General features: G+C 73.3%; 18 protein-coding genes. 11 read left to right on the top strand and 7 right to left on the bottom strand.

The window, feature by feature from the left end; genetic code table 11:
* Nucleotides 1-88: 88 nt before the first annotated feature.
* Entirely contained in the window at nt 89-1681 is a 1593-nt protein-coding gene (locus AB0C17_RS22625) for an MDR family MFS transporter (RefSeq protein WP_357472347.1), read from the top strand.
* A 66-nt stretch (nt 1682-1747) separates the two neighbouring features.
* Here AB0C17_RS22625 and AB0C17_RS22620 read toward each other — a convergent pair whose 3' ends face one another.
* The gene (locus AB0C17_RS22620) at nt 1748-3349 is read right to left on the bottom strand and encodes a tetratricopeptide repeat protein (RefSeq protein WP_357480332.1); all 1602 of its coding nucleotides are present in this window, start codon (nt 3347-3349) and stop codon (nt 1748-1750) included.
* Nucleotides 3350-3533: 184 nt separating this feature from the next.
* Between AB0C17_RS22620 and AB0C17_RS22615 the strand changes: the two genes are divergently transcribed.
* The gene (locus tag AB0C17_RS22615) at nt 3534-4562 is read left to right on the top strand and encodes an SIS domain-containing protein (protein ID WP_194800719.1); all 1029 of its coding nucleotides are present in this window, start codon (nt 3534-3536) and stop codon (nt 4560-4562) included.
* 25 nt (nt 4563-4587) lie between these two features.
* A complete protein-coding gene (locus AB0C17_RS22610; RefSeq protein WP_262013944.1) occupies nt 4588-6180 on the top strand; it encodes a PAS domain-containing sensor histidine kinase in 1593 nt (530 codons plus the stop codon).
* On the opposite strand, the gene AB0C17_RS22605 is transcribed toward AB0C17_RS22610, so the two are convergent.
* The gene (locus AB0C17_RS22605; RefSeq protein ID WP_357480329.1) at nt 6155-7765 is read right to left on the bottom strand and encodes a glycosyltransferase family 39 protein; all 1611 of its coding nucleotides are present in this window, start codon (nt 7763-7765) and stop codon (nt 6155-6157) included. The genes AB0C17_RS22610 and AB0C17_RS22605 overlap by 26 nt on opposite strands.
* A 557-nt stretch (nt 7766-8322) precedes the next feature.
* Between AB0C17_RS22605 and AB0C17_RS22600 the strand changes: the two genes are divergently transcribed.
* Genes AB0C17_RS22600 through AB0C17_RS22585 form a run of 4 tightly spaced genes read left to right on the top strand, consistent with a single transcriptional unit; the run spans nt 8323 to nt 11664 of the window.
* Complete coding sequence (locus AB0C17_RS22600) at nt 8323-10032, top strand: nitrite/sulfite reductase (RefSeq protein ID WP_357472335.1); 1710 nt, start codon at nt 8323-8325, stop codon at nt 10030-10032.
* Entirely contained in the window at nt 10029-10187 is a 159-nt protein-coding gene (locus tag AB0C17_RS22595; RefSeq protein ID WP_013288361.1) for a hypothetical protein, read from the top strand. Before AB0C17_RS22600 ends, AB0C17_RS22595 begins: the two co-directional genes overlap by 4 nt.
* Nucleotides 10184-10933, top strand: a complete 750-nt coding sequence (locus tag AB0C17_RS22590; protein ID WP_357472332.1) for a phosphoadenylyl-sulfate reductase — start codon at nt 10184-10186, stop codon at nt 10931-10933. The genes AB0C17_RS22595 and AB0C17_RS22590 overlap by 4 nt, the downstream gene beginning before the upstream one ends.
* Nucleotides 10915-11664 (top strand): CbiX/SirB N-terminal domain-containing protein, encoded by a 750-nt coding sequence (locus AB0C17_RS22585; RefSeq protein ID WP_357472330.1) that lies wholly within the window; start codon nt 10915-10917, stop codon nt 11662-11664. Before AB0C17_RS22590 ends, AB0C17_RS22585 begins: the two co-directional genes overlap by 19 nt.
* Before the next feature lie 63 nt (nt 11665-11727).
* Here AB0C17_RS22585 and AB0C17_RS22580 read toward each other — a convergent pair whose 3' ends face one another.
* Nucleotides 11728-11985, bottom strand: coding sequence for a WhiB family transcriptional regulator (locus AB0C17_RS22580; protein WP_013288358.1), 258 nt, complete (start codon nt 11983-11985; stop codon nt 11728-11730).
* A 446-nt stretch (nt 11986-12431) separates the two neighbouring features.
* On the bottom strand, nt 12432-13382 hold the full coding sequence (locus AB0C17_RS22575; protein WP_357383728.1) for a diacylglycerol kinase family protein: 951 nt from the start codon (nt 13380-13382) through the stop codon (nt 12432-12434).
* Between the two features lie 43 nt (nt 13383-13425).
* Between AB0C17_RS22575 and AB0C17_RS22570 the strand changes: the two genes are divergently transcribed.
* Nucleotides 13426-13827, top strand: a complete 402-nt coding sequence (locus AB0C17_RS22570; protein WP_357383730.1) for a hypothetical protein — start codon at nt 13426-13428, stop codon at nt 13825-13827.
* 78 nt (nt 13828-13905) lie between these two features.
* On the opposite strand, the gene AB0C17_RS22565 is transcribed toward AB0C17_RS22570, so the two are convergent.
* Genes AB0C17_RS22565 through sodN form a run of 3 tightly spaced genes read right to left on the bottom strand, consistent with a single transcriptional unit; the run spans nt 13906 to nt 15271 of the window.
* Nucleotides 13906-14313, bottom strand: coding sequence for an ATP-binding protein (locus AB0C17_RS22565; protein ID WP_357383732.1), 408 nt, complete (start codon nt 14311-14313; stop codon nt 13906-13908).
* 32 nt (nt 14314-14345) lie between these two features.
* Nucleotides 14346-14870, bottom strand: a complete 525-nt coding sequence (locus tag AB0C17_RS22560) for a GNAT family N-acetyltransferase (protein WP_357383734.1) — start codon at nt 14868-14870, stop codon at nt 14346-14348.
* Nucleotides 14867-15271 carry a superoxide dismutase, Ni gene (gene sodN / locus AB0C17_RS22555; protein WP_128138300.1) on the bottom strand — a complete coding sequence of 135 codons (405 nt, stop codon included), beginning with the start codon at nt 15269-15271 and terminating at the stop codon, nt 14867-14869. The genes AB0C17_RS22560 and sodN overlap by 4 nt, the downstream gene beginning before the upstream one ends.
* A 78-nt stretch (nt 15272-15349) precedes the next feature.
* Here sodN and AB0C17_RS22550 point away from each other — a divergent pair, with 78 nt between their 5' ends.
* From AB0C17_RS22550 to AB0C17_RS22540, 3 genes are all read left to right on the top strand, one after another.
* Nucleotides 15350-15688: a S24/S26 family peptidase gene (locus AB0C17_RS22550; RefSeq protein WP_357383736.1), complete on the top strand. Its 339-nt coding sequence runs from the start codon at nt 15350-15352 to the stop codon at nt 15686-15688.
* Between the two features lie 158 nt (nt 15689-15846).
* Complete coding sequence (locus tag AB0C17_RS22545) at nt 15847-17022, top strand: NADP-dependent malic enzyme (RefSeq protein WP_357383738.1); 1176 nt, start codon at nt 15847-15849, stop codon at nt 17020-17022.
* A gap of 85 nt (nt 17023-17107) precedes the next feature.
* Nucleotides 17108-18061: a zinc-binding dehydrogenase gene (locus AB0C17_RS22540; protein ID WP_357383740.1), complete on the top strand. Its 954-nt coding sequence runs from the start codon at nt 17108-17110 to the stop codon at nt 18059-18061.
* The last annotated feature ends 140 nt before the right edge of the window (nt 18062-18201 follow it).

Here is an 18201-nt window from a genome sequence, read left to right as displayed (position 1 = left end):
CGCCCGCCATCAGCTTACCGTCCGGCTAGTAAGTCAACTAGCCGGGCGGCAAGTAAGTCGATCATCCGATCTTCGGGGGAGCCTACCGATGAGTCAACCAGCCCAGGTGACCACGAGACCCAACGTCCGTATCGTCCTGTTCGGCCTGATGATCGCGATGATGCTCGCGATGCTCGACAACATGATCGTCAGCACCGCGCTGCCGCGGATCGTCTTCGAGTTCGGCGGCGCTGACCACTTCACCTGGGTGGTCACCGCGTACGTGCTGGGCACCACGGTCTCCACACCGATCTGGGGCAAGCTCGGCGACCTCTACGGCCGCAAGACGGTCTTCCTCACCGCGGTCGTCGTGTTCCTGGTCGGCTCCGCCCTCTGCGGCATGTCCGGCTCCGGCGTCTTCGGCGGCACGGAGACCGGCATGACCGAGCTGATCGCGTTCCGTGCCGTGCAGGGCCTCGGCGCGGGCGGCCTGATGGTCGGCGTCATGGCCATCATCGGTGACCTGGTCCCGCCCCGCGAGCGCGGCCGCTACCAGGGCATGATCGCCGGCATCATGGCCATCGCCATGGTCGCCGGCCCGCTCGTCGGCGGCTTCATCACCGACAACCTCTCCTGGCGCTGGGCGTTCTACGTCAACCTGCCGCTGGGCGGCGTGGCGCTGCTGGTCCTCGCCACCACCATGCACCTGCCGAAGTACCGCACCGAACACAAGATCGACTGGCTGGGCGCGGCGCTGCTGTCCGTCGGCATCACCGCCATCGTGCTGGTGACCACGTGGGGCGGCAACGAGTACGACTGGGTCTCGCCGCAGATCCTCGGCCTCGCCGTGCTGGCGCTGCTCGCGCTCGGCGCGTTCGCGCTGGTCGAGCGACGTGTGCCGGAGCCGATCCTGCCGCTGAGCCTGTTCGCCAACCGCAACTTCGCGCTGATCTCGGTGATCGGTTTCCTGCTCGGCTTCGCCATGTTCGGCGCGATGAACTTCCTGCCGCTCTACCAGCAGACCGTCCAGGGGGCCTCGGCCACGAACAGCGGCCTGCTGCTGCTCCCGCTGATGTTCGGCATGCTCGTGGTGTCGCTCGTGGTCGGCCGGACCATCACCAAGACCGGCCGTTACCGCCTCTTCCCGATCGTCGGCGGCGTGGTGATGGCCGCCGGGATGGGCCTGCTCAGCCTGCTGGACGTGGACACGAGCAAGGCGCAGTCCTCGCTCTACATGATCGTGCTCGGTGTCGGCATGGGCTTCCTCATGCAGACCTCGATGCTCATCGCGCAGAACAGCGTGGAACAGAAGGACCTCGGCGCGGCCAGCGGTGCGGCCACCTTCTTCCGGTCCATCGGCGGCTCGTTCGGCGTCTCCCTCTTCGGTGCGATCTTCGCCAACCGCCTTGCCGACTCGGCGGCCGGTCCCGCGTTCTCGGGCTCGGGCGGCGGCGAGGGCGGCGCGATGAATCTGGAGGCGCTCAGGAAGCTCACCGGCCCGGTGCGCGAGGCGGTGCTCGGCGGCCTGTCCGACGCCATCTCGCACGTCTTCTTCTGGGCGGTCCTGTTCACAGTGGCCGTACCGGTGCTCGCCTGGTTCATCAAGGAGGTGCCGCTGCGCGCGACGAACGACGTGCCGCCGGCCGGCGCCACACCTGAGGACGAGGCCGAGGCCGCGCTCGGCCGGGCCCCCGTCGCCTGACGCACGGTCGCGGCCCCGCCGCCCCTCCAGGGGTACGCGGGGCCGCGTCTGCCGCTCCGCGCGTGGTCAGCCGCGGCGGAACAGGGCGGCGAGGCGTCGCCAGAGACGCCGCAGCGGTCCGCCCTCGGCGTCGGCGATCAGCCCGTCGGCAGTGGCGCGTGCCGCCGGGTCGAGTGCCGGGGTGGCTCGCGCCAGGTACGCCAGCGACACCGCCACCGGGCTACGCCGGGCGGACCCGGCCGCCACCTCGGCGATCCGACCGGCCACCAGCGCGGCCACGTCGGTGCGCGTGTCCGGGTGCATCCAGGCGGCGGTGACCAGGGCGAACAGTGCCGCCTCGGCGGCCGGGCCGAGATCGCCGGCGGCCAGTTCCCGCAGCACCCGGCGGCGGGTGGACCGCTCCCACTGCTCGTCGGTGCGGTGGTGCAGCAGGCCGAGGCAGGCCCAGACCTGCGCGCAGCGCGTCCACAGTGCCGGGTCCTGCCCGCCGAGCACCCGGCCCAGCGCGGTCGCCGGCGCCTCCGGCGGGTGTGCCAGCAGGGCGAGCAGGTCGGCGAGGTCCAGCGTGGCCAGCCCGACGGCGGCGTCGTACGCGGCGGGTGGGTGCGGCCAGGCCGGGTGCGCGAGCTGCTGGAGCCGCCGTACCGCCTCGGCCGAGGGAGCGGGACCGTCAGGGGCCGGGGCGTCGTCGCCGGCCGGGGTCACCTGCCCGAGCCAGGGGCGGCCCCGGCAGCACTCGGCCAGGTCACCGTGCTCGTGCGTGTCGTCCGGGTGGTCGCGGACGAAGTCGGCGAGCGCCACCAGGTGGTCCACGTTCCCGTCGCGCAGGTAGCGCAGCCGGTGCGCGGTGTGCACCGCGCAGTCGAAGGACGGATCCTTCGCCAGCGCCCGGTCGACCCAGCCCAGTGCCGCGTCGAGCCGGCCGTGGTCGGCCAGCGTGCCGGCGATGTCCGCGTAGACAGCGAGGTCGTCCGGGTCGAGCGCGACAGCGCGTTCCAGTGCGGCGAGCGCCTCGGCGGTCCGGCCGGCGCTGCGGTACGCGTACCCGAGCCACACCTCGCCGAGTTTGGTGGGCTGTGCGCGTACCCCCCGGGTGGCCCAGGTGACGGCGAGGGTGACCTCGCCGAGGCGCCGGGCCAGCGCGGACGCCGCGCCCAGCAGCAGCGGATGGGCCGGATGGACGGTGATCGCGTTGCGGGCCAGCGTGAGGTACGGCGCGAGCGGCTCGCGCAGCCGGCGCGGCGCGGGGTCCGGCGCTGCCGCGCAGACCTGCATGAGGATCCGGGCGGTGCGCTCGGGGTCGAGGCGTTCCGGCAGGTCGGAGGCGGTCACCCAGGGCACGGCGGCCCAGGGCGCGGTGGGCGCGTAGCCGGTGGCGGCGGCCAGCAGGTCGAGCCCTTCGGCGGGGCGGCCGGCGGCGGCGAGCAGGTGCGCGCGGGCCACCACGGCGCCGACGAACGCCTGCTGACCGAGCGGGAAGAGGTCCAGGTCGCCACCGCTGGCCGCGTTCAGCCGGGCGAGCGTCTCGTGCGCCTCGGGCAGCGTGGGGGAGCGGACCAGCGCGGCGGCCACGTGGTCGGCGGCGTGCCGCAGGTCCCCCTCGCCCAGCGCCAGCCGGGCCAGTGCGAGTTCCTCCTCCGCGGAGAGCGCGGCGTCGTCCTCGGGCACGTCGTCCTCTCGCCGGTCGGGTCGGTCAGCCGGGCAAGCCTAGGGGATCTTCCGTCGATTAGTGATCCACTGCGCACTCCTGTTCGTTGCGTTGATTGAGGCTGCTCAAACGTGCAAGACTGAGCATCGAACGCGCGGGAAACGCGCAGAAGGAGGTTCTGGAGTGACGCTTCCAGGGGCCGGTATGGCCGCCGACATCGACGAGCAGCCCGCCGGTTACGAGCGTCTGCTCTCCACCGAGCACGCGGCGGCCATCGCCGAGGTGGCGGCCGTCGTCGCGCAACGGCGCCCCCGGCACGTCGTCTTCACCGCCCGGGGCACCTCCGACCACGCCGCGCTCTACGCGGCCTACCTGACCGAGATCCGCCTCGGCCTGCCCGCCGGGCTGGCCTCCCCGAGCGCGATCACCGTCTTCGGCGCCCGGCCCGACCTCTCCGACGCGCTCGTCGTCGGCGTCAGCCAGAGCGGCGGCTCGCCCGACCTCGCCGAGGTGCTGCGGGTCGCCCGCGCCTCCGGCGCGCTCACCCTCGCCGTCACCAACAACCCCGGCTCGCCGCTGGTGGAGACCGCCGAGCTGAGCGTCGACATCGCCGCCGGCCACGAACGCGCGGTCGCCGCCACCAAGACCTACACCGCCGAGCTGCTCGCGCTGCTCATGCTGATCGAGGGCGTACGCGCCGGCGACGGCGTGCTGCCCGCCGAGGAGCACGCCGCCCTGAGCCGCCTGCCCGAGCTGGCCGCGCAGACGCTCGCCGACGACACCCCGGCCCGGCTCGCCCCGCGCTACCGGTTCGCCGCCCAGCTCGTCACCACCGGCCGGGGGTACGCGTACCCGACCGCCCGGGAGGCGGCGCTGAAGCTGATGGAGACCTCGTACCTCCCGGCGCTCGCCTTCTCCGGCGCCGACCTGCTGCACGGCCCGCTCGCCATGACCGACCCGGACGTCCCGGTGCTCGCCGTGGTCGGCTCGGGTCCCGGCGGCACGTCGATGCGTGAGGTGCTGCCCCGCCTCGGCGAACGTCGCGCCGACGTGGTCGTGGTCGGCTCCGCCGAGGTCGGCGAGACCCGGATGGCGGTGCCCGAGGTCGACGAGCGGTACGCGCCGCTGCTCGACATCCTGCCGCTGCAACGGCTCGCGCTGGCCCTGGCGCTGGCCCGGGGCGAGGACCCGGACGCGCCGCGCGGCTTGAAGAAGGTCACGGCGACGATGTGAGGTCAGGCGTGGCACGCTGTGTGGCGTGTCCACCCTCCGTGACCTCGCCGAGGAGCACACCGCGCTCCGCCCGGCCGACATCGACCACCTGCACCGGATCGCCGGCGACTGGCAGCTGCTGTCCGACCTGTCCTTCGCCGACCTGCTGCTCTGGGTGCCGGTGGACGGTGACGGCACGTTCCTCTGCGTGGCCCAGGTCCGTCCCACCACCGCACCGACCGCCTACCTGGACGACCAGGTCGGGCGCATCGTCGGCGGGGCCGAGGTGGCCCACCTGGAGGTGGCCCACCGGCAGGGACGGATCTGGCGCGAGGGCGACCCGGTCTGGTACGGCGACGTCCCGGCCCGCCACGAGGCGATCCCGGTCCGGCTGCGCACCGGCGACGGTGAAGCCGGCGAGGTGATCGCCGTGGTGGGCCGGGACACCAACCTGTCCACCGCGCGCACCCCGAGCCAACTCGAACTGAACTACCTGACCACCGCCGACGACCTCGCCCAGATGATCGCCGACGGCACGTTCCCGCCGCCCCGGCACCCCGGCGAGACCACCTCGGCACCCCGGGTCGGCGACGGTCTGGTGCGGCTCGACGCCAACGGCAAGGTCACCTACGCCAGCCCGAACGCGCAGTCCGCGTACCGCCGCCTCGGCTACGCCTCCCACCTCGTCGGGGAGGACCTGGCCAAGCTGCACCGCCGGCTCGCCGGCGACCCCCTCGAAGGCACCGACGCGGGCAACGCCGTGCTCGCCGCGCTGCGCGGCGAGGCGCCGCCCCGCCGGGAGATCGACGCCCGCGGCGCCACCATGCTCACCCGGGCGCTGCCGCTGATGCCCGCCGGAGTGCCGATCGGCGCGCTGGTGCTGGTCCGCGACATCACCGAGGTACGCCGCCGCGACCGCGCCCTGATCACCAAGGACGCCACCATCCGGGAGATCCACCACCGGGTGAAGAACAACCTCCAGACCGTCGCCGCGCTGCTGCGCCTCCAGGCCCGGCGGGTCGCCATGCCCGAGGCGCGGGTGGCGCTGGAAGAATCGGTACGCCGGGTCGCCTCGATCGCGCTCGTCCACGAGACGCTCTCCCTGTCCAGCGACGAGGCGGTCGAGTTCGACGGCATCGTGGACCGGGTCGCCAGCGCCGCCACCGAGGTCGCCGCCACCGAGGTGAGCGTGGGCATGCGCCGCCGCGGCACGTTCGGCATCCTGCCCGCCGAGATCGCCACCTCGCTGGTGATGGTGCTCAACGAACTGCTGCTCAACGCCGTGGAACACGGCTTCCCGCCGGCCGACGAGGAGACCGCTGCCCCCTCGCCCGCGGAAGCCCCCCGGCCCGAGGCCGAGGTCACCGCGCCCCGGCCCGAGGTGGTGGTCACCGCGCACCGGGCCCGCAAGCAGTTGCACGTCACAGTCACCGACAACGGCCGGGGACTGCCCGAGCAGTTCGACGCCGAGCGCGGCGGCAACCTGGGCCTCCAGATCGTCCGGGCGCTGGTCACCGGCGAGCTGCGCGGCACCATCGAGCTGCGCAACGGCGCCGACGGCGGCACCGAGGCGGCCATCGTCGTACCGCTGGCCCGCGGTACCACCGACCGCCTCACCGGACGAGCAGGGCCACCGTGATCCCCGGCCGCGGCCACACCCGCCGAACCGTGTAGCCCGCGCGCAGCGCGTCGCCCTTCGCACCAGGCACCGCCGCCAGCGGGTCGGCGCGGCGGCCGGTGACCACCAGCCAGACCCGGTCCGTCCCGGCCAGGCAGCGCGCCGGGTCGTCGCACTCCACGGCCCAGAGACTCGCGTCCCGGCGCTGGTCGCGGACCACGAGCACGTCGCGCGGCAACCTCGGCCCCAGGTGGTACGCCATGCCCAGATCCGGGAACAGCCAGCCGTCGCGGGACGCGTAGACGATCGCGTCGCCCGGCCGCTGCTCGGCGCGGATGACCCCGGCGGCGCCCGCGTAGTCGACAGGTGCGCTGCGCGGCCACTCGTGGGTGCGGCGCAGGGCCGCCTGATCCGGCAGCCCGAGCAGCCCGGCCAGGACCACCACTGCCAGTCCGGCCGCGATCCGCCCTCCGGGCGGCGTCCGTCCCCGCTCTGCTGCCGTGGGTGTCGCCGTGTGTTCTGTTTCGGCGGGCGTCGCCGTCCCCGGCGTCGCCGTCGGTGCGGGAGCGGCCCGAGCGGCGGCCAGCGCGGTGCCGGCCAGCACGCAGGCGAACGGCACCGTGAACACCAGATACCGGGTCACCCACAGCGGCACCACCGTCCCGACGGCGAAGACCAGCAGCACCGGCAACAGCACGGCGGCGGCCGGCAGCAGCGCCCGGCGGCCCATCCTGGCCGAGCCGAGCGCCGCGAGCGCGAGCACGAACCCGCCGACGACGCCGCTCTGCGCCAGCGCGCCGGGCAACGCCGCCAGGTCGGGCAGGCGAGCCGGATCGACCCAGTCGAGTTGCCGTCCACGCTGTCCTCCGGCGACGAGAGCCAGCGGGGTGACCAGCAGGACGGCCGGCAGCAGCGCCACCAGCCACCAGGCGAGCACCATCGGCTTCCGCCGTGTGCCGTCAGAATCCGTGCGAGCATCGGCCGGGCGTGGCGGGTCGAGGCCCGCGGCGGACGGGCCGCGCGCGGCGACCAGCAGCACCACCAGGGCGTGCGCGGCGAGCAGCGTGAGCGCCAGCAGGTGGAACAGGCCGAGCGCGGCGACCGCTGCGGCGTACCCGGCCCAGCGCCACCGTCCCGGCCGGCGCAGCGCCTCGACCAGCAGCAGTGTGGACAGCACGGCGAGCAGCGTCGCGAGGGCGTACGGGCGGGCCTCCTGCCCGTACCGCGAGGTGACCGGCAGCACCGCGAACAGCAGCCCGGCCAGCAGCCCGGCGCGGCGGCCGACGAGCACCGCGCCGAGGCGGGCGGTGAGCGCGGCGGCCACTGTCATGGCCAGCGCCGACGGCAGCCGCAGTGCCGTCGGCGACGCGCCGGCCAGCGCGGTCCAGCCGTGCGTGAGCAGGTAGTACGGCCCGGTGGCGGCGTCGATGGTGCGGGTCATCCGGAACAGGTCCGGTACCGGCCGGGTCGCCGCGCTCCAGGTGGCCAGCTCGTCCCGCCACGGCTGGGCGTGCCCGATGCCGGCCAGCGTCACCACGAGCGTGAGCAGCCCGGGCACCACCCACACCACCACCGGCCCGGGCCGGCCGGGCGCGAACCTCCTCACCCCCGCAGCCTCACACGCCCAAGCCCCTCCACCCACCCTCTCCACCGATTCCACCCACCTCCACCCCGTCGATCATGAGGTTGACCGCGCTCACTGTCCCTTTTGTCCCCGCCAACTTCATGATCAACGCGTCGGCGGCGGGCCGGGGAGGGGAGGTGGGGGTGTTGACCAAGGAGATTGCGGGCTCGGATGGCGGGTTGGGGGACGTTAACTCCTTGATCACCGGGGCGGGGCGGGAGAGAGGGCGGGGTGGGGGTGGGTGGTGGGGGTGGCCCGTGATGTGGGATCACAGTGCGGAGCTGTGGTCGTGCGGGGCGTGGTGTGGCAGCATGAGGCACATGACCGCCGCTGTCGTCCGCCGCTTCGTGGCTCGCCGCCACGTCGATTACGGCCGCGTGCGCAGCGCGATCTGTCCGGCCCACTGACGACGCCCGACCTTTCCGTCTCGGGCGCGTACTTGCGCCGGCCGTCATCGACATCGCCGTCCACGGCCCTCTCCAGGGCCGGCCGCCGCGTCCGCGCTCCAGGCACCGCAGCAGACCATGGAGGACGCCGCGATGGCGGTCAGCAGCACCCCGACCCGTCCCGACAGCCCGGCGCCCGCCGCCCGTGCGCCCCGCCGGCCACGCGGCGAGGGGCAGTGGGCGCTCGGGCACCGTGAGCCGCTCAACCCCAACGAGCGGATCAAGAAGGACGACGACCCGCTGAACGTGCGGGACCGGATCGAGAACATCTACGCCCACCGCGGTTTCGCCTCGATCGACCCGCAGGACCTGCGCGGCCGGTTCCGTTGGTGGGGCCTCTACACCCAGCGCAAGGCCGGCATCGACGGCGGGCGGACCGCCGTGCTGGAGCCGCACGAGCTGGAGGACGAGTTCTTCATGCTGCGGGTCCGGGTGGACGGCGGCCAGCTCAACCTGGCCCAGCTCCGGGTGATCGCGGACATCTCCCGCGAGTTCGCCCGGGACACCGCCGACATCACCGACCGGCAGAACATCCAGTACCACTGGATCCGGGTCGAGGACATGCCGGAGATCTGGCGCCGGCTGGAGGCGGTCGGCCTGCAGACCACCGAGGCGTGCGGCGACTGCCCCCGGATCGTGCTCGGCAGCCCGGTCGCCGGTGTGGCCCGGGACGAGGTGCTCGACCCGACCCCGGCGATCGACGAGATCGTCCGCCGGTACGTCGGCGACAAGGCGTTCTCCAACCTGCCCCGCAAGTTCAAGACCTCGATCTCCTGGCTGGTCGACACGCCGTACGAGGCGAACGACATCGCATTCCTCGGCGTGGAGCACCCGGAGCACGGTCCCGGCTTCGACGTCTGGGTGGGCGGCGGGCTGTCGACAAACCCGATGCTCGCCAAGCGGCTCGGCGTCTGGGTGCCGCGCAACGAGGTGCCGGACGTGTGGGCCGGGGTGGTCGGCATCTTCCGCGACTACGGCTACCGCCGGCTGCGTAACCGGGCCCGGCTGAAGTTCCTGGTCGCCGACTGGGGCGTGGAGCACTTCCGGGAGGTGCTGGAGAAGGAATACCTGGGCCGCACGCTGCTCGACGGTCCGGCCGCCGACCTGCCGGCCAAGCCGGTGGACCACATCGGCGTGCACGCCCAGCGCGACGGCGCGAACTACGTGGGCGCCGCCCCGGTGGTGGGCCGCGTGTCCGGCACCCAGCTGGCGCAACTCGCCGACGTGGTCGAGGCGCACGGCAGCGACCGGGTGCGGCTCACGCCGTACCAGAAGCTGCTCGTGCTGGACGTGGCGCCGGAGCGGACCGACTCGCTGGTCACGGCGTTGCGTGGGATCGGCCTGGAGGCCCGGCCGTCGGCGTGGCGGCGCGGCACGATGGCCTGCACCGGCATCGAGTTCTGCAAGCTCGCCATCGTCGAGACCAAGCGGCGCGGCGAGGAACTGGTCGCGCGCCTGGAGGAGCGGCTGCGCGACTTCGACGCGGACATCTCCATCCACCTCAACGGCTGCCCGAACGCCTGCGCCCGCACCCAGGTCGCCGACATCGGGCTCAAGGGCCAGCTCGTGGTCGGCCCGGACGGCCGGCAGGTCGAGGGCTTCCAGGTGCACCTCGGCGGCGGCCTCGGCATGGCGCAGGGGCAGACGGCCGGCTTCGGCCGCAAGCTGCGCGGCCTGAAGACCACCGCCGAGGAGCTTCCGGAGTACGTGGAACGGCTCGCCCGCCGCTACCTGGCCGGCCGGACCGAGGGTGAGACGTTCGCCAACTGGGTGATCAGAGCCGACGAGGAGGAGCTCCGATGAGCGACGCCCGATCTGCGCCTCTCTACTGCCCGTACTGCGGGGAGGAGGACCTGCGGCCGCACGAGGCCGGGCACGGCGCCTGGGAGTGCCACGCCTGTGCGCGGGTCTTCGCGGTCAAGTTCACCGGCCTGCTGAGCCGGGCGGTGACCCGGTGACCGGCCTCGTCTCCGCCGCCGGCCTCGGCCTGATCGGCCCGGGTGGGCCGGCCCGCCGCGACCCGGAGGAGCTGCGCGCGCTGGCCGAGGAGGCCGGCCGGGAACTGGCGGACGCGCCCGCGCTGGAGATCGCGCGCTGGGCGGTGGAGACGTTCGGCGAGCGGTTCTGCGTGACCAGCTCGATGGCCGACGGCGTGCTGGCGCACCTGGTCTCCCGGGTCGCGCCCGGCGTCGACGTGGTGTTCCTGGACACCGGGCTGCACTTCCCGGAGACGCTGCGGGTCCGCGACGAGGTGGCCCGGCGGATGCCGGTGCGGGTGCGTTCGATCCGGCCCCGGATGACCGTGGGCCAGCAGGACGGCCAGTACGGCCCGCGTCTGTTCAACAGGTCCCCGGACGACTGCTGCCAGCTGCGCAAGGTGGAGCCGCTGGAGCGGGCGCTGTCCGGGTACGACGCCTGGGCCGCCGGGCTGCGCCGGGACGAGTCGCCGACCCGGGCGAACACGCCCGTGGTGGGCTTCGACGCGCGGCGCGGCAAGGTCAAGGTGAACCCGATAGCGGCCTGGACGCAGCGGGAGGTGGACGCCTACGTGGCCCGGTACGACATTCCGGTGAACGAGCTGTTCGCCCGCGGCTACGGCTCGATCGGCTGCTGGCCGTGCACGCGGCGGACCAGGGCGGGGGAGGACACGCGGGCCGGGCGCTGGGCGATGTTCGAGAAGACCGAGTGCGGCCTGCACACCTGAGCGCCGGGCCACCGGTGGTGCTGGTGGCCCACGGCAGCCGTGACCCGCGCGCGGCCGAGGCGACCCGGGCGCTGGCGCTCGCCGTGGCGGCCACCTGGCCGGGGCGTCCGGTGCTGCCGAGCTGGCTCGACCACACCGATCCCGGGCCGGCCGAGGTGCTGCGCGGGCTGTCCGCCGCCGGTCACTCCCGGGCGGTCCTGGTGCCGCTGCTGCTGACCGCCGCGTACCACCGGAAGGTGGACATCCCGGCGGCGGTCGCGGCGGCCGGCGCGGACATCGAGGTACGGGTGACCGACGTGCTGGGGCCGACCGGCGGCGGGGTGGACGGCGGGTTGCTGGACGGGCTGCGCCGCCGCCTGGCGGAGGCGACCGGCGACGGTCCGAGTGGGCTGGACGCGGTGGTGCTGGCGGCGGCCGGTACCCGGGATCCGGCGGCGCGAGCCTCGGTGGGCCGGGTCGCCGCGGCGTTCGGCGCCGGGCTGGGTGTGCCCTGCCGCGTCTCGTACGCCTCGGCGGCGCCCCCGGAGGTCGGCGGCGCGGTGGCGCGCCTGCGCGCGGCGGGCGCCCGCCGGGTCGCGGTGGCCGCCTACTTCCTGGCCCCGGGCCGGTTCCACGACGGGGTACGCGCGGCGGCCCGGTCGGCCGGCGCGGTGGCGGTGGCCGACCCGCTGACCGACCTGCCGGAGCTGGCCGACCTGGTCCGGCGGCGGGTGGACGCGGTGGCGGGCTGACCCGGTCCGGGCAGCAGAACGCCCCGGCCGGAATCCCGGCCGGGGCGCCTCACGTGGTACGGGTCAGGCGGAGTGAGCGCGCAGCACACGGAGGCCGCCGCGGCGCTTCACCGCGCGACGCTCCTCCTCGCTCATCCCGCCCCAGACACCGGCGTCCTGACCGGACTCCAGCGCCCACTGCAGGCACTGGTCGGTCACGGGGCAGCGCCGGCAGACGGCCTTCGCCTGTTCCACCTGAAGGAGGGCCGGGCCGGACGTCCCGATCGGGAAGAACAGCTCCGGGTCCTCGTCGCGGCAGACCGAATCGTGGCGCCAGTCCATGGCGGCAACACTCCTCATTCTTAGTGGGTGGCCAGATAACGCTTCGTTGCTATTCCTATATGCGTCCGCAATGCCGAATGGTGACGGTCAGCATCCATCAATTCGGCGCTGCGTGAGCAGGCTGTGGGCTCGTGAACCTGCTGGAACAGCTCAACCGAACGAGCATATCCAGGCAATGTCCCGGCAACACGAGTTCGCTTGTGAATACTTTCACGAACTACAGCGATGTCAAGGGTGACGCTCGGAAAAACTCCGAACAGTGAGCGGGCTCACCACCCATTTGTCCGGGTTTGCCAGTGCCCTGGTTACCCGGCGTGCCACAGTCGATAATCAATGTAGTACGGTCCGCGTGACGTTGCTGACATTTCCGGCACCCTTCCTCGGCGTGGCGGCCACCGTACCCGCGCGGCGGGGGGTCCGCGTCAACCGACTCAGATACCCGAGACCTAGCAGATTACTCTCAGTGCGGCCGGAACGGACGTGAACCGGACTTTCTCCCGCTCGCCGAGGTAGTCCCCGTCCAGTTGGAACGGCAGCGGACGGTCCGAGACGAGCGTGAACTCGGCCACGTCGTGCAGCCGCAGCACCTGCTTGCCGTGCGGATCCGGTCGCTTCGAGAAGAACTGCGCCGCCGTACGGGCCGTGCTGGCCACCCGCAGCCGCCGCAACGCGAGCACGTCGAGCCCGAGGTCGAAGGACGCCTCCGGGTTCGGATTGATCTCCCGGTCGCCCAGGTACGTCCACGGCGCGGTGTTCTGGATGATCGTGGTGGCCAGCTCCGTCGCGGGCGGCTCACCCGGACGCTCCAGTCTGATCGACGGGTGGCGGCGGTCCGAGCCGACGAAGTACTGACTCGCGGTGGAGCGGAAGTAGAGCGCCGGCGTGGAGACGCGCCCCTTCTTGCGGGCCTGTTCCACCCGGCGGATGACCGCCGCGTCCAGCCCGAAGCCGGCGCAGAACGTGAAGTAGCGGTCGTCGGCCCGCCCCAGCCCGATCGTGCGGGACCGGCCGAGCCGCAGCCCTTCCAGGATCATGCTGGTGCCGTCGGGCCACTCCCGGGGCAGCCCGAGCGCGCGGGCGAAGACGTTCGTCGAACCGCCCGGCACGGTGGCCAGCGCGGGCAGCCGCTCGGCCGAGGTCTGCCCGGTACGGAACGTCGGCGGCTCCGCCGCCATCAGACCGTTCACCACCTCGTTGACGGTGCCGTCACCGCCGAGCGTGACGACCAGGTCGACGCCCTCCTGGGCGGCCTCCCGGGCCAGATCCATGGCGTGGCCCCGTCGGCGGGTGTAACGCACCGACAGGTCGACTTCACTGCGCAACGCCCGGACCAGCACGTCCCGGCTGCGCTCGCTGGTGGTGGTGGCCTTCGGATTGACCACCAGGACGGCCCGCATGGGCGGCACAATACCGCGCCTACCCACCGGTATCGTGGCGGCCGTGACGATCGACTCCGACCCGCTCCCCGGCACGCTGCGCGCGGCGGTGCTCCTGCTACGTGCCCAGGCGGTGGCGCTGGGGCTGATCGCGGTGTGGCTCATCTGGTCCGACCTCACCGCCGACACCACGGATCTGACCTCGGCGCTGCTGGTGACCGTCTTCGCCGCCGGCGGCGCGGTGGCGCTCTGGGCGCTCGGCGGCGCGCTGTCCCGCCGCCGGGCCGGGGCCCGCGCACCGGCCATCGTGCTCCAGCTCATGCTGCTGCCGGTCGGCTGGTTCATGATCGAGGGCGGCATGGGCTGGCTCGGGGTGCCGCTGATCGCGCTCGGGATCGGCATGGTCGGGCTGCTGGTGAGCGGTCCGACCAACCGCGCGCTGGGCTTCGGCGAGCCGGCCCGCTGAACGCGACCCACCCCGGTCCGGCCTCCGCCGGCCGGTGTGGGCCGGACCGAGCCGGCCGGTGGCCGCCGGCCGAGCCGGTCAGTAGCCGCCGGCGCGGCGGGTCAGCAGCGAGATGGTGGCCCGGCCGGCTGATGCGTGGGCGTTCGCCCCGGTGGTCAGTGCCGTCAGCACCTTCCAGGCGAAGGACGACTCGGACGGGAGCGTGGCGCCCCGGACCGTCGGCACCGTCACCTCGACGGTGAGCGCGTCCTCGGTGACCGCGAACCGGCACTCCAGCTCGGCGTCGCGGGTGGCGATCGCGAGCAGCATGGCGCACGCCTCGTCGACGGCGATGCGCAGATCCTCGATCTCGTCGAGGGCGAACTGGAGCCGGGCCGCGAGGCCGGCCGTGGCGGTGCGGAGCACGCCGAGGTAACCACCGTCGGCGGGCACGGTGAGATGGACGACGTCGTCGTCGGTCGCCGGGTGCCCGGTCAGTTGAGTCACGGCTCCTCCCCCCGGTGCGGGACTCTACCCGGTCAGCGGACGGGCCGCGTGGGCACGGCCGTCGCGTGCGTGGCGAGCTCGCGCAACGCCGGCCCGGCCAGGCGGTACGGGGTCCACTCGTCCATCGGCGTGGCGCCGATCGCGGCGTAGAAACGGGCCGCCGGGTTCCAGTGGATCATCCACCACTCCAGCCGCTGGTAGCCGCGCTCGACGCAGATCGCGGCGAGCGTGGCGAGCAGCATCCGGCCCGCGCCGGTGCCCCGGGCGTCCGGGCGGACGTAGAGGTCCTCCAGGTAGATGCCGTGCACGCCGGCCCAGGTGGAGAAGTTGAGGAACCAGAGCGCGAAACCGACCGGCCGGCCCGACGCGTCGACGGCGACGTGGCCGTACAGCGCCGGGGCGGGGCCGAACAGGGCCGCGTCGAGCTGCGCCGTGGTGAGGTGGCACTGCTCCGGGGCGCGCTCGTACTCGGCGAGTTCGTGCACCATGGCGACGACGGCCGGTACGTCCTCGGGACGTACCGGCCGGATCGTCGGAGTGCCGTCGGGCGACGTCACGCCTGCTTGGTCTCCCAGAAGATCTTCGAGATCTCGTCGATCTTCGCCAGCAGCTCGTCGGCCTTGGCCGGGTCGGTGGCGCCCTTGGCGCCGGCCGCGCCGGCCAGCTTGGTGGCCTCGTTGAACAGCTGGTGCAGGTGGGGGTACTTCTCGAAGTGCGGTGCCTTGAAGTAGTCGGTCCAGAGCACCCACAGGTGGTGCTTGACCAGCTCCGCCCGCTGCTCCTTGATCAGGATGGCGCGGGTGCGGAACTCCGGGTCGGTGTTGGCCTGGTACTTCTCGCAGATCATTTTGACCGACTCGGCCTCGATCCGGGCCTGGGCCGGGTCGTATACGCCGCAGGGCAGGTCGCAGTGAGCGCTGGCCGTCACCCGGGGCGTGAGGATGCGGGGAAGGCGCATCAGGGTCCTCCATGGGTTGTTTGCGATGATCCAAGACGACATTACTCCTGGAGACGCCCTCAGGGGCCGGGAGGTGACGTGACGAGCACCGACGGGCATCCGGCGCTGCGCGGCCCGCTGGTTCCGGTGCTGGTGACCGGCCCCTCCATGGCCCCCACGCTGCGTCACGGCGACGCGGTGCTGGTCCGCACCGGCGGCCGGCCGGTACGCCCCGGCGACGTGGTGGTGGCGGTGTTCCGCAGCCGCCCCGACCTGCTCGTCGTCAAGCGGGCGGTGGAACCGCGCGACGGCGGGTGGTGGTTGCGCGGCGACAACGAGTTCGTCACCGACGACTCCCGGGCGTACGGGGTGGCCGACGTCCGGGGCCGGGTGGTGGCCCGCTGGTGGCCACGTCCGGGACGGGTCAGAGGACGGTAACGACCGAAGCGGATATGACCCCGCTCACATACTGGGCGCGGGTGCGTGACTATGCTCGAAAAGTGCCCGGGTGACCCCCGCACCGCCGCGCCGCCGGTCGCTGACCAGCGCTGACCACTGCCGGCCGGTCCGTCTGCTCGACAGATCCTGGAGTCACCATGTCTTCGTCCACCCCGGACCCCGCCGATCCCGTCTTCCGCCTGCACGTCGGCGGCAAGATGGCGGTCGCCTCCACCGTGCCGCTGACCAGCCGCGAGGACCTCTCCCTCGCGTACACCCCGGGTGTCGCCCGGGTGTGTGAGGCGATCGCCGCCGACCCCGCGCTCGTCGACACCTACACCTGGGTGTCGCACACCGTCGCCGTGGTCACCGACGGCTCCGCCGTACTCGGTCTGGGCAACATTGGCCCGCGCGCCGCGCTGCCCGTGATGGAGGGCAAGGCGGTGCTGTTCAAGCAGTTCGGCGGCGTGGACGCGGTGCCGGTCTGCCTGGACACCCAGGACGTGGACGAGATCGTGGCCACCGTCAGGGCGCTCGCGCCGTCGTTCGGCGGCATCAACCTGGAGGACATCAGCGCCCCGCGCTGCTTCGAGGTGGAGCGCCGGCTCGACGAGGCGCTGGACATCCCGGTCTTCCACGACGACCAGCACGGCACCGCGATCGTGGTGCTCGCCGCGCTGCGCAACGCCGCGACGCTGCTCAACCGCAAGCTCGGCGACCTGCGGGTGGCGGTCAGCGGCGCGGGCGCGGCCGGGGTGGCGGTCACCAAGATGCTGATCGCCGGCGGCGTCGACCCGGAGCGGGTGGTGGTGTGCGACTCGCGCGGCATCATCGGCCGGCACCGCGAGCTGACCGGCACCAAGGCCGAGCTGGCCGAACTCACCAACGCCGAGGGCCGGCAGGGCGACATCACCGAGGCGCTGCGCGACGCGGACGTGCTCGTGGGCGTCTCCGGCGGCCAGATCCCGGAGGCGGCGGTGGCCGGCATGGCCCCCGGCGGCATCGTGTTCGCGCTGGCGAATCCCACCCCCGAGGTGCACCCCGAGGTGGCCGCCCGGCACGTGGCGGTGGTCGCCACCGGGCGCAGCGACTACCCGAACCAGATCAACAACGTGCTCGCGTTCCCCGGCGTGTTCCGGGGCGCGCTGGACGCCGGGGCGACCCGGATCACCGACTCGATGAAGGTGGCCGCCGCCGACGCCATCGCCGGCGTGGTGGCCGAGTCGCTGACCGCCGACGCGATCGTGCCCTCGCCGCTGGACCCGCGAGTCGCCCCGGCGGTCGCCGAGGCGGTCGCCGAGGCCGCCCGCCGCGACGGCGTCGCCCGCCGCTGAGATGTAAGGAAGGGGCCCTTCCTAACGCCACCGGTAGAGGAAGGGCCCCTTCTTAACTGCTGCTCAGCTTGTTACCGTGCCGATCATGCGTGCTGCCTTCGCCTCGGCCTTCGACACCGACAACCCGCTCGCCGCGCTCGCCGTCGGCGACCGTCCCGAGCCGACCCACCCGCAGGACGACTGGGTCACCGTGCGGGTCCGGGCCAGCTCGCTCAACCACCACGACCTCTGGTCGCTGCGCGGCGTGGGCCTGACCGCCGACCAGCTCCCAATGATCCTCGGCTGCGACGCGGTCGGCACCGACCCGGACGGCAACGAGGTGGTCATCTACCCGGTGGTGCCCACCCCCGGCGACCCGCGCGGGGTCTCCATCCTCTCCGAGCACTACCAGGGCACGTTCGCCGAGCTCGTCGCCGTACCCCGGATGAACCTGCTGCCGCTGCCCGACGGCCTGTCGGCGACCGACGCGGCGTGCCTGCCCACGGCCTGGCTCACCGCCTGGCGGATGCTGACCACGAAGGGCCGGGTCGCCGACGGCGAGTCGGTGCTGGTCCAGGGCGCCGGCGGTGGCGTGGCCACCGCGGCTGTCGCGCTCGGCGTCGCGCTCGGCAAGCGGGTGTACGCGACCAGCCGCGACGCCGCCAAGCGGGAGCGGATCACCGAGCTGGGCGCGACCGCGCTGGAGCCCGGCGCGCGGCTGCCGGAACGGGTCGACGTGGTGATCGAGACGGTCGGCGCGGCCACCTTCGACCACTCGCTGAAGTCGGCGGCCCCGATGGCCCGGATCGTCGTCTCCGGCGCGACCGCCGGGCACGAGCCGAAGGTCAACCTCCGCCGGGTCTTCGCCATGCAGCTGGAGATCCTCGGCACCTCGATGGGCACGCCGGGCGAGCTGACCGAGCTGCTCGCGTTCTGCGCCGAGCACGAGGTGCGCCCGGTGGTCGACCGGGTGGTGCCGTTCAGCGAGATCTCCGAGGCGTTCGCCCGGCTGCACTCCGGTGAGGTCTTCGGCAAGGTGGTCGTCGACCACACCGCCTGAGCCGTGTGGCGCGTTGACAAGGGGCCCTTTCTCTACCGGAGACGTTAAGAACTCCTAACGTTGGAGTTGGCGCCAGCAGATGAGGGCGCAGGCGAGGCTGAGGAAGGCTTCGTGGATGTCGTCGCGGATTTCCCAGCGGA

The sequence above is a fragment of the Micromonospora sp. NPDC048887 genome (assembly GCF_040649715.1).
Classification (GTDB): domain Bacteria; phylum Actinomycetota; class Actinomycetes; order Mycobacteriales; family Micromonosporaceae; genus Micromonospora.
This window is presented reverse-complemented; position numbering and strand designations above follow the sequence as displayed.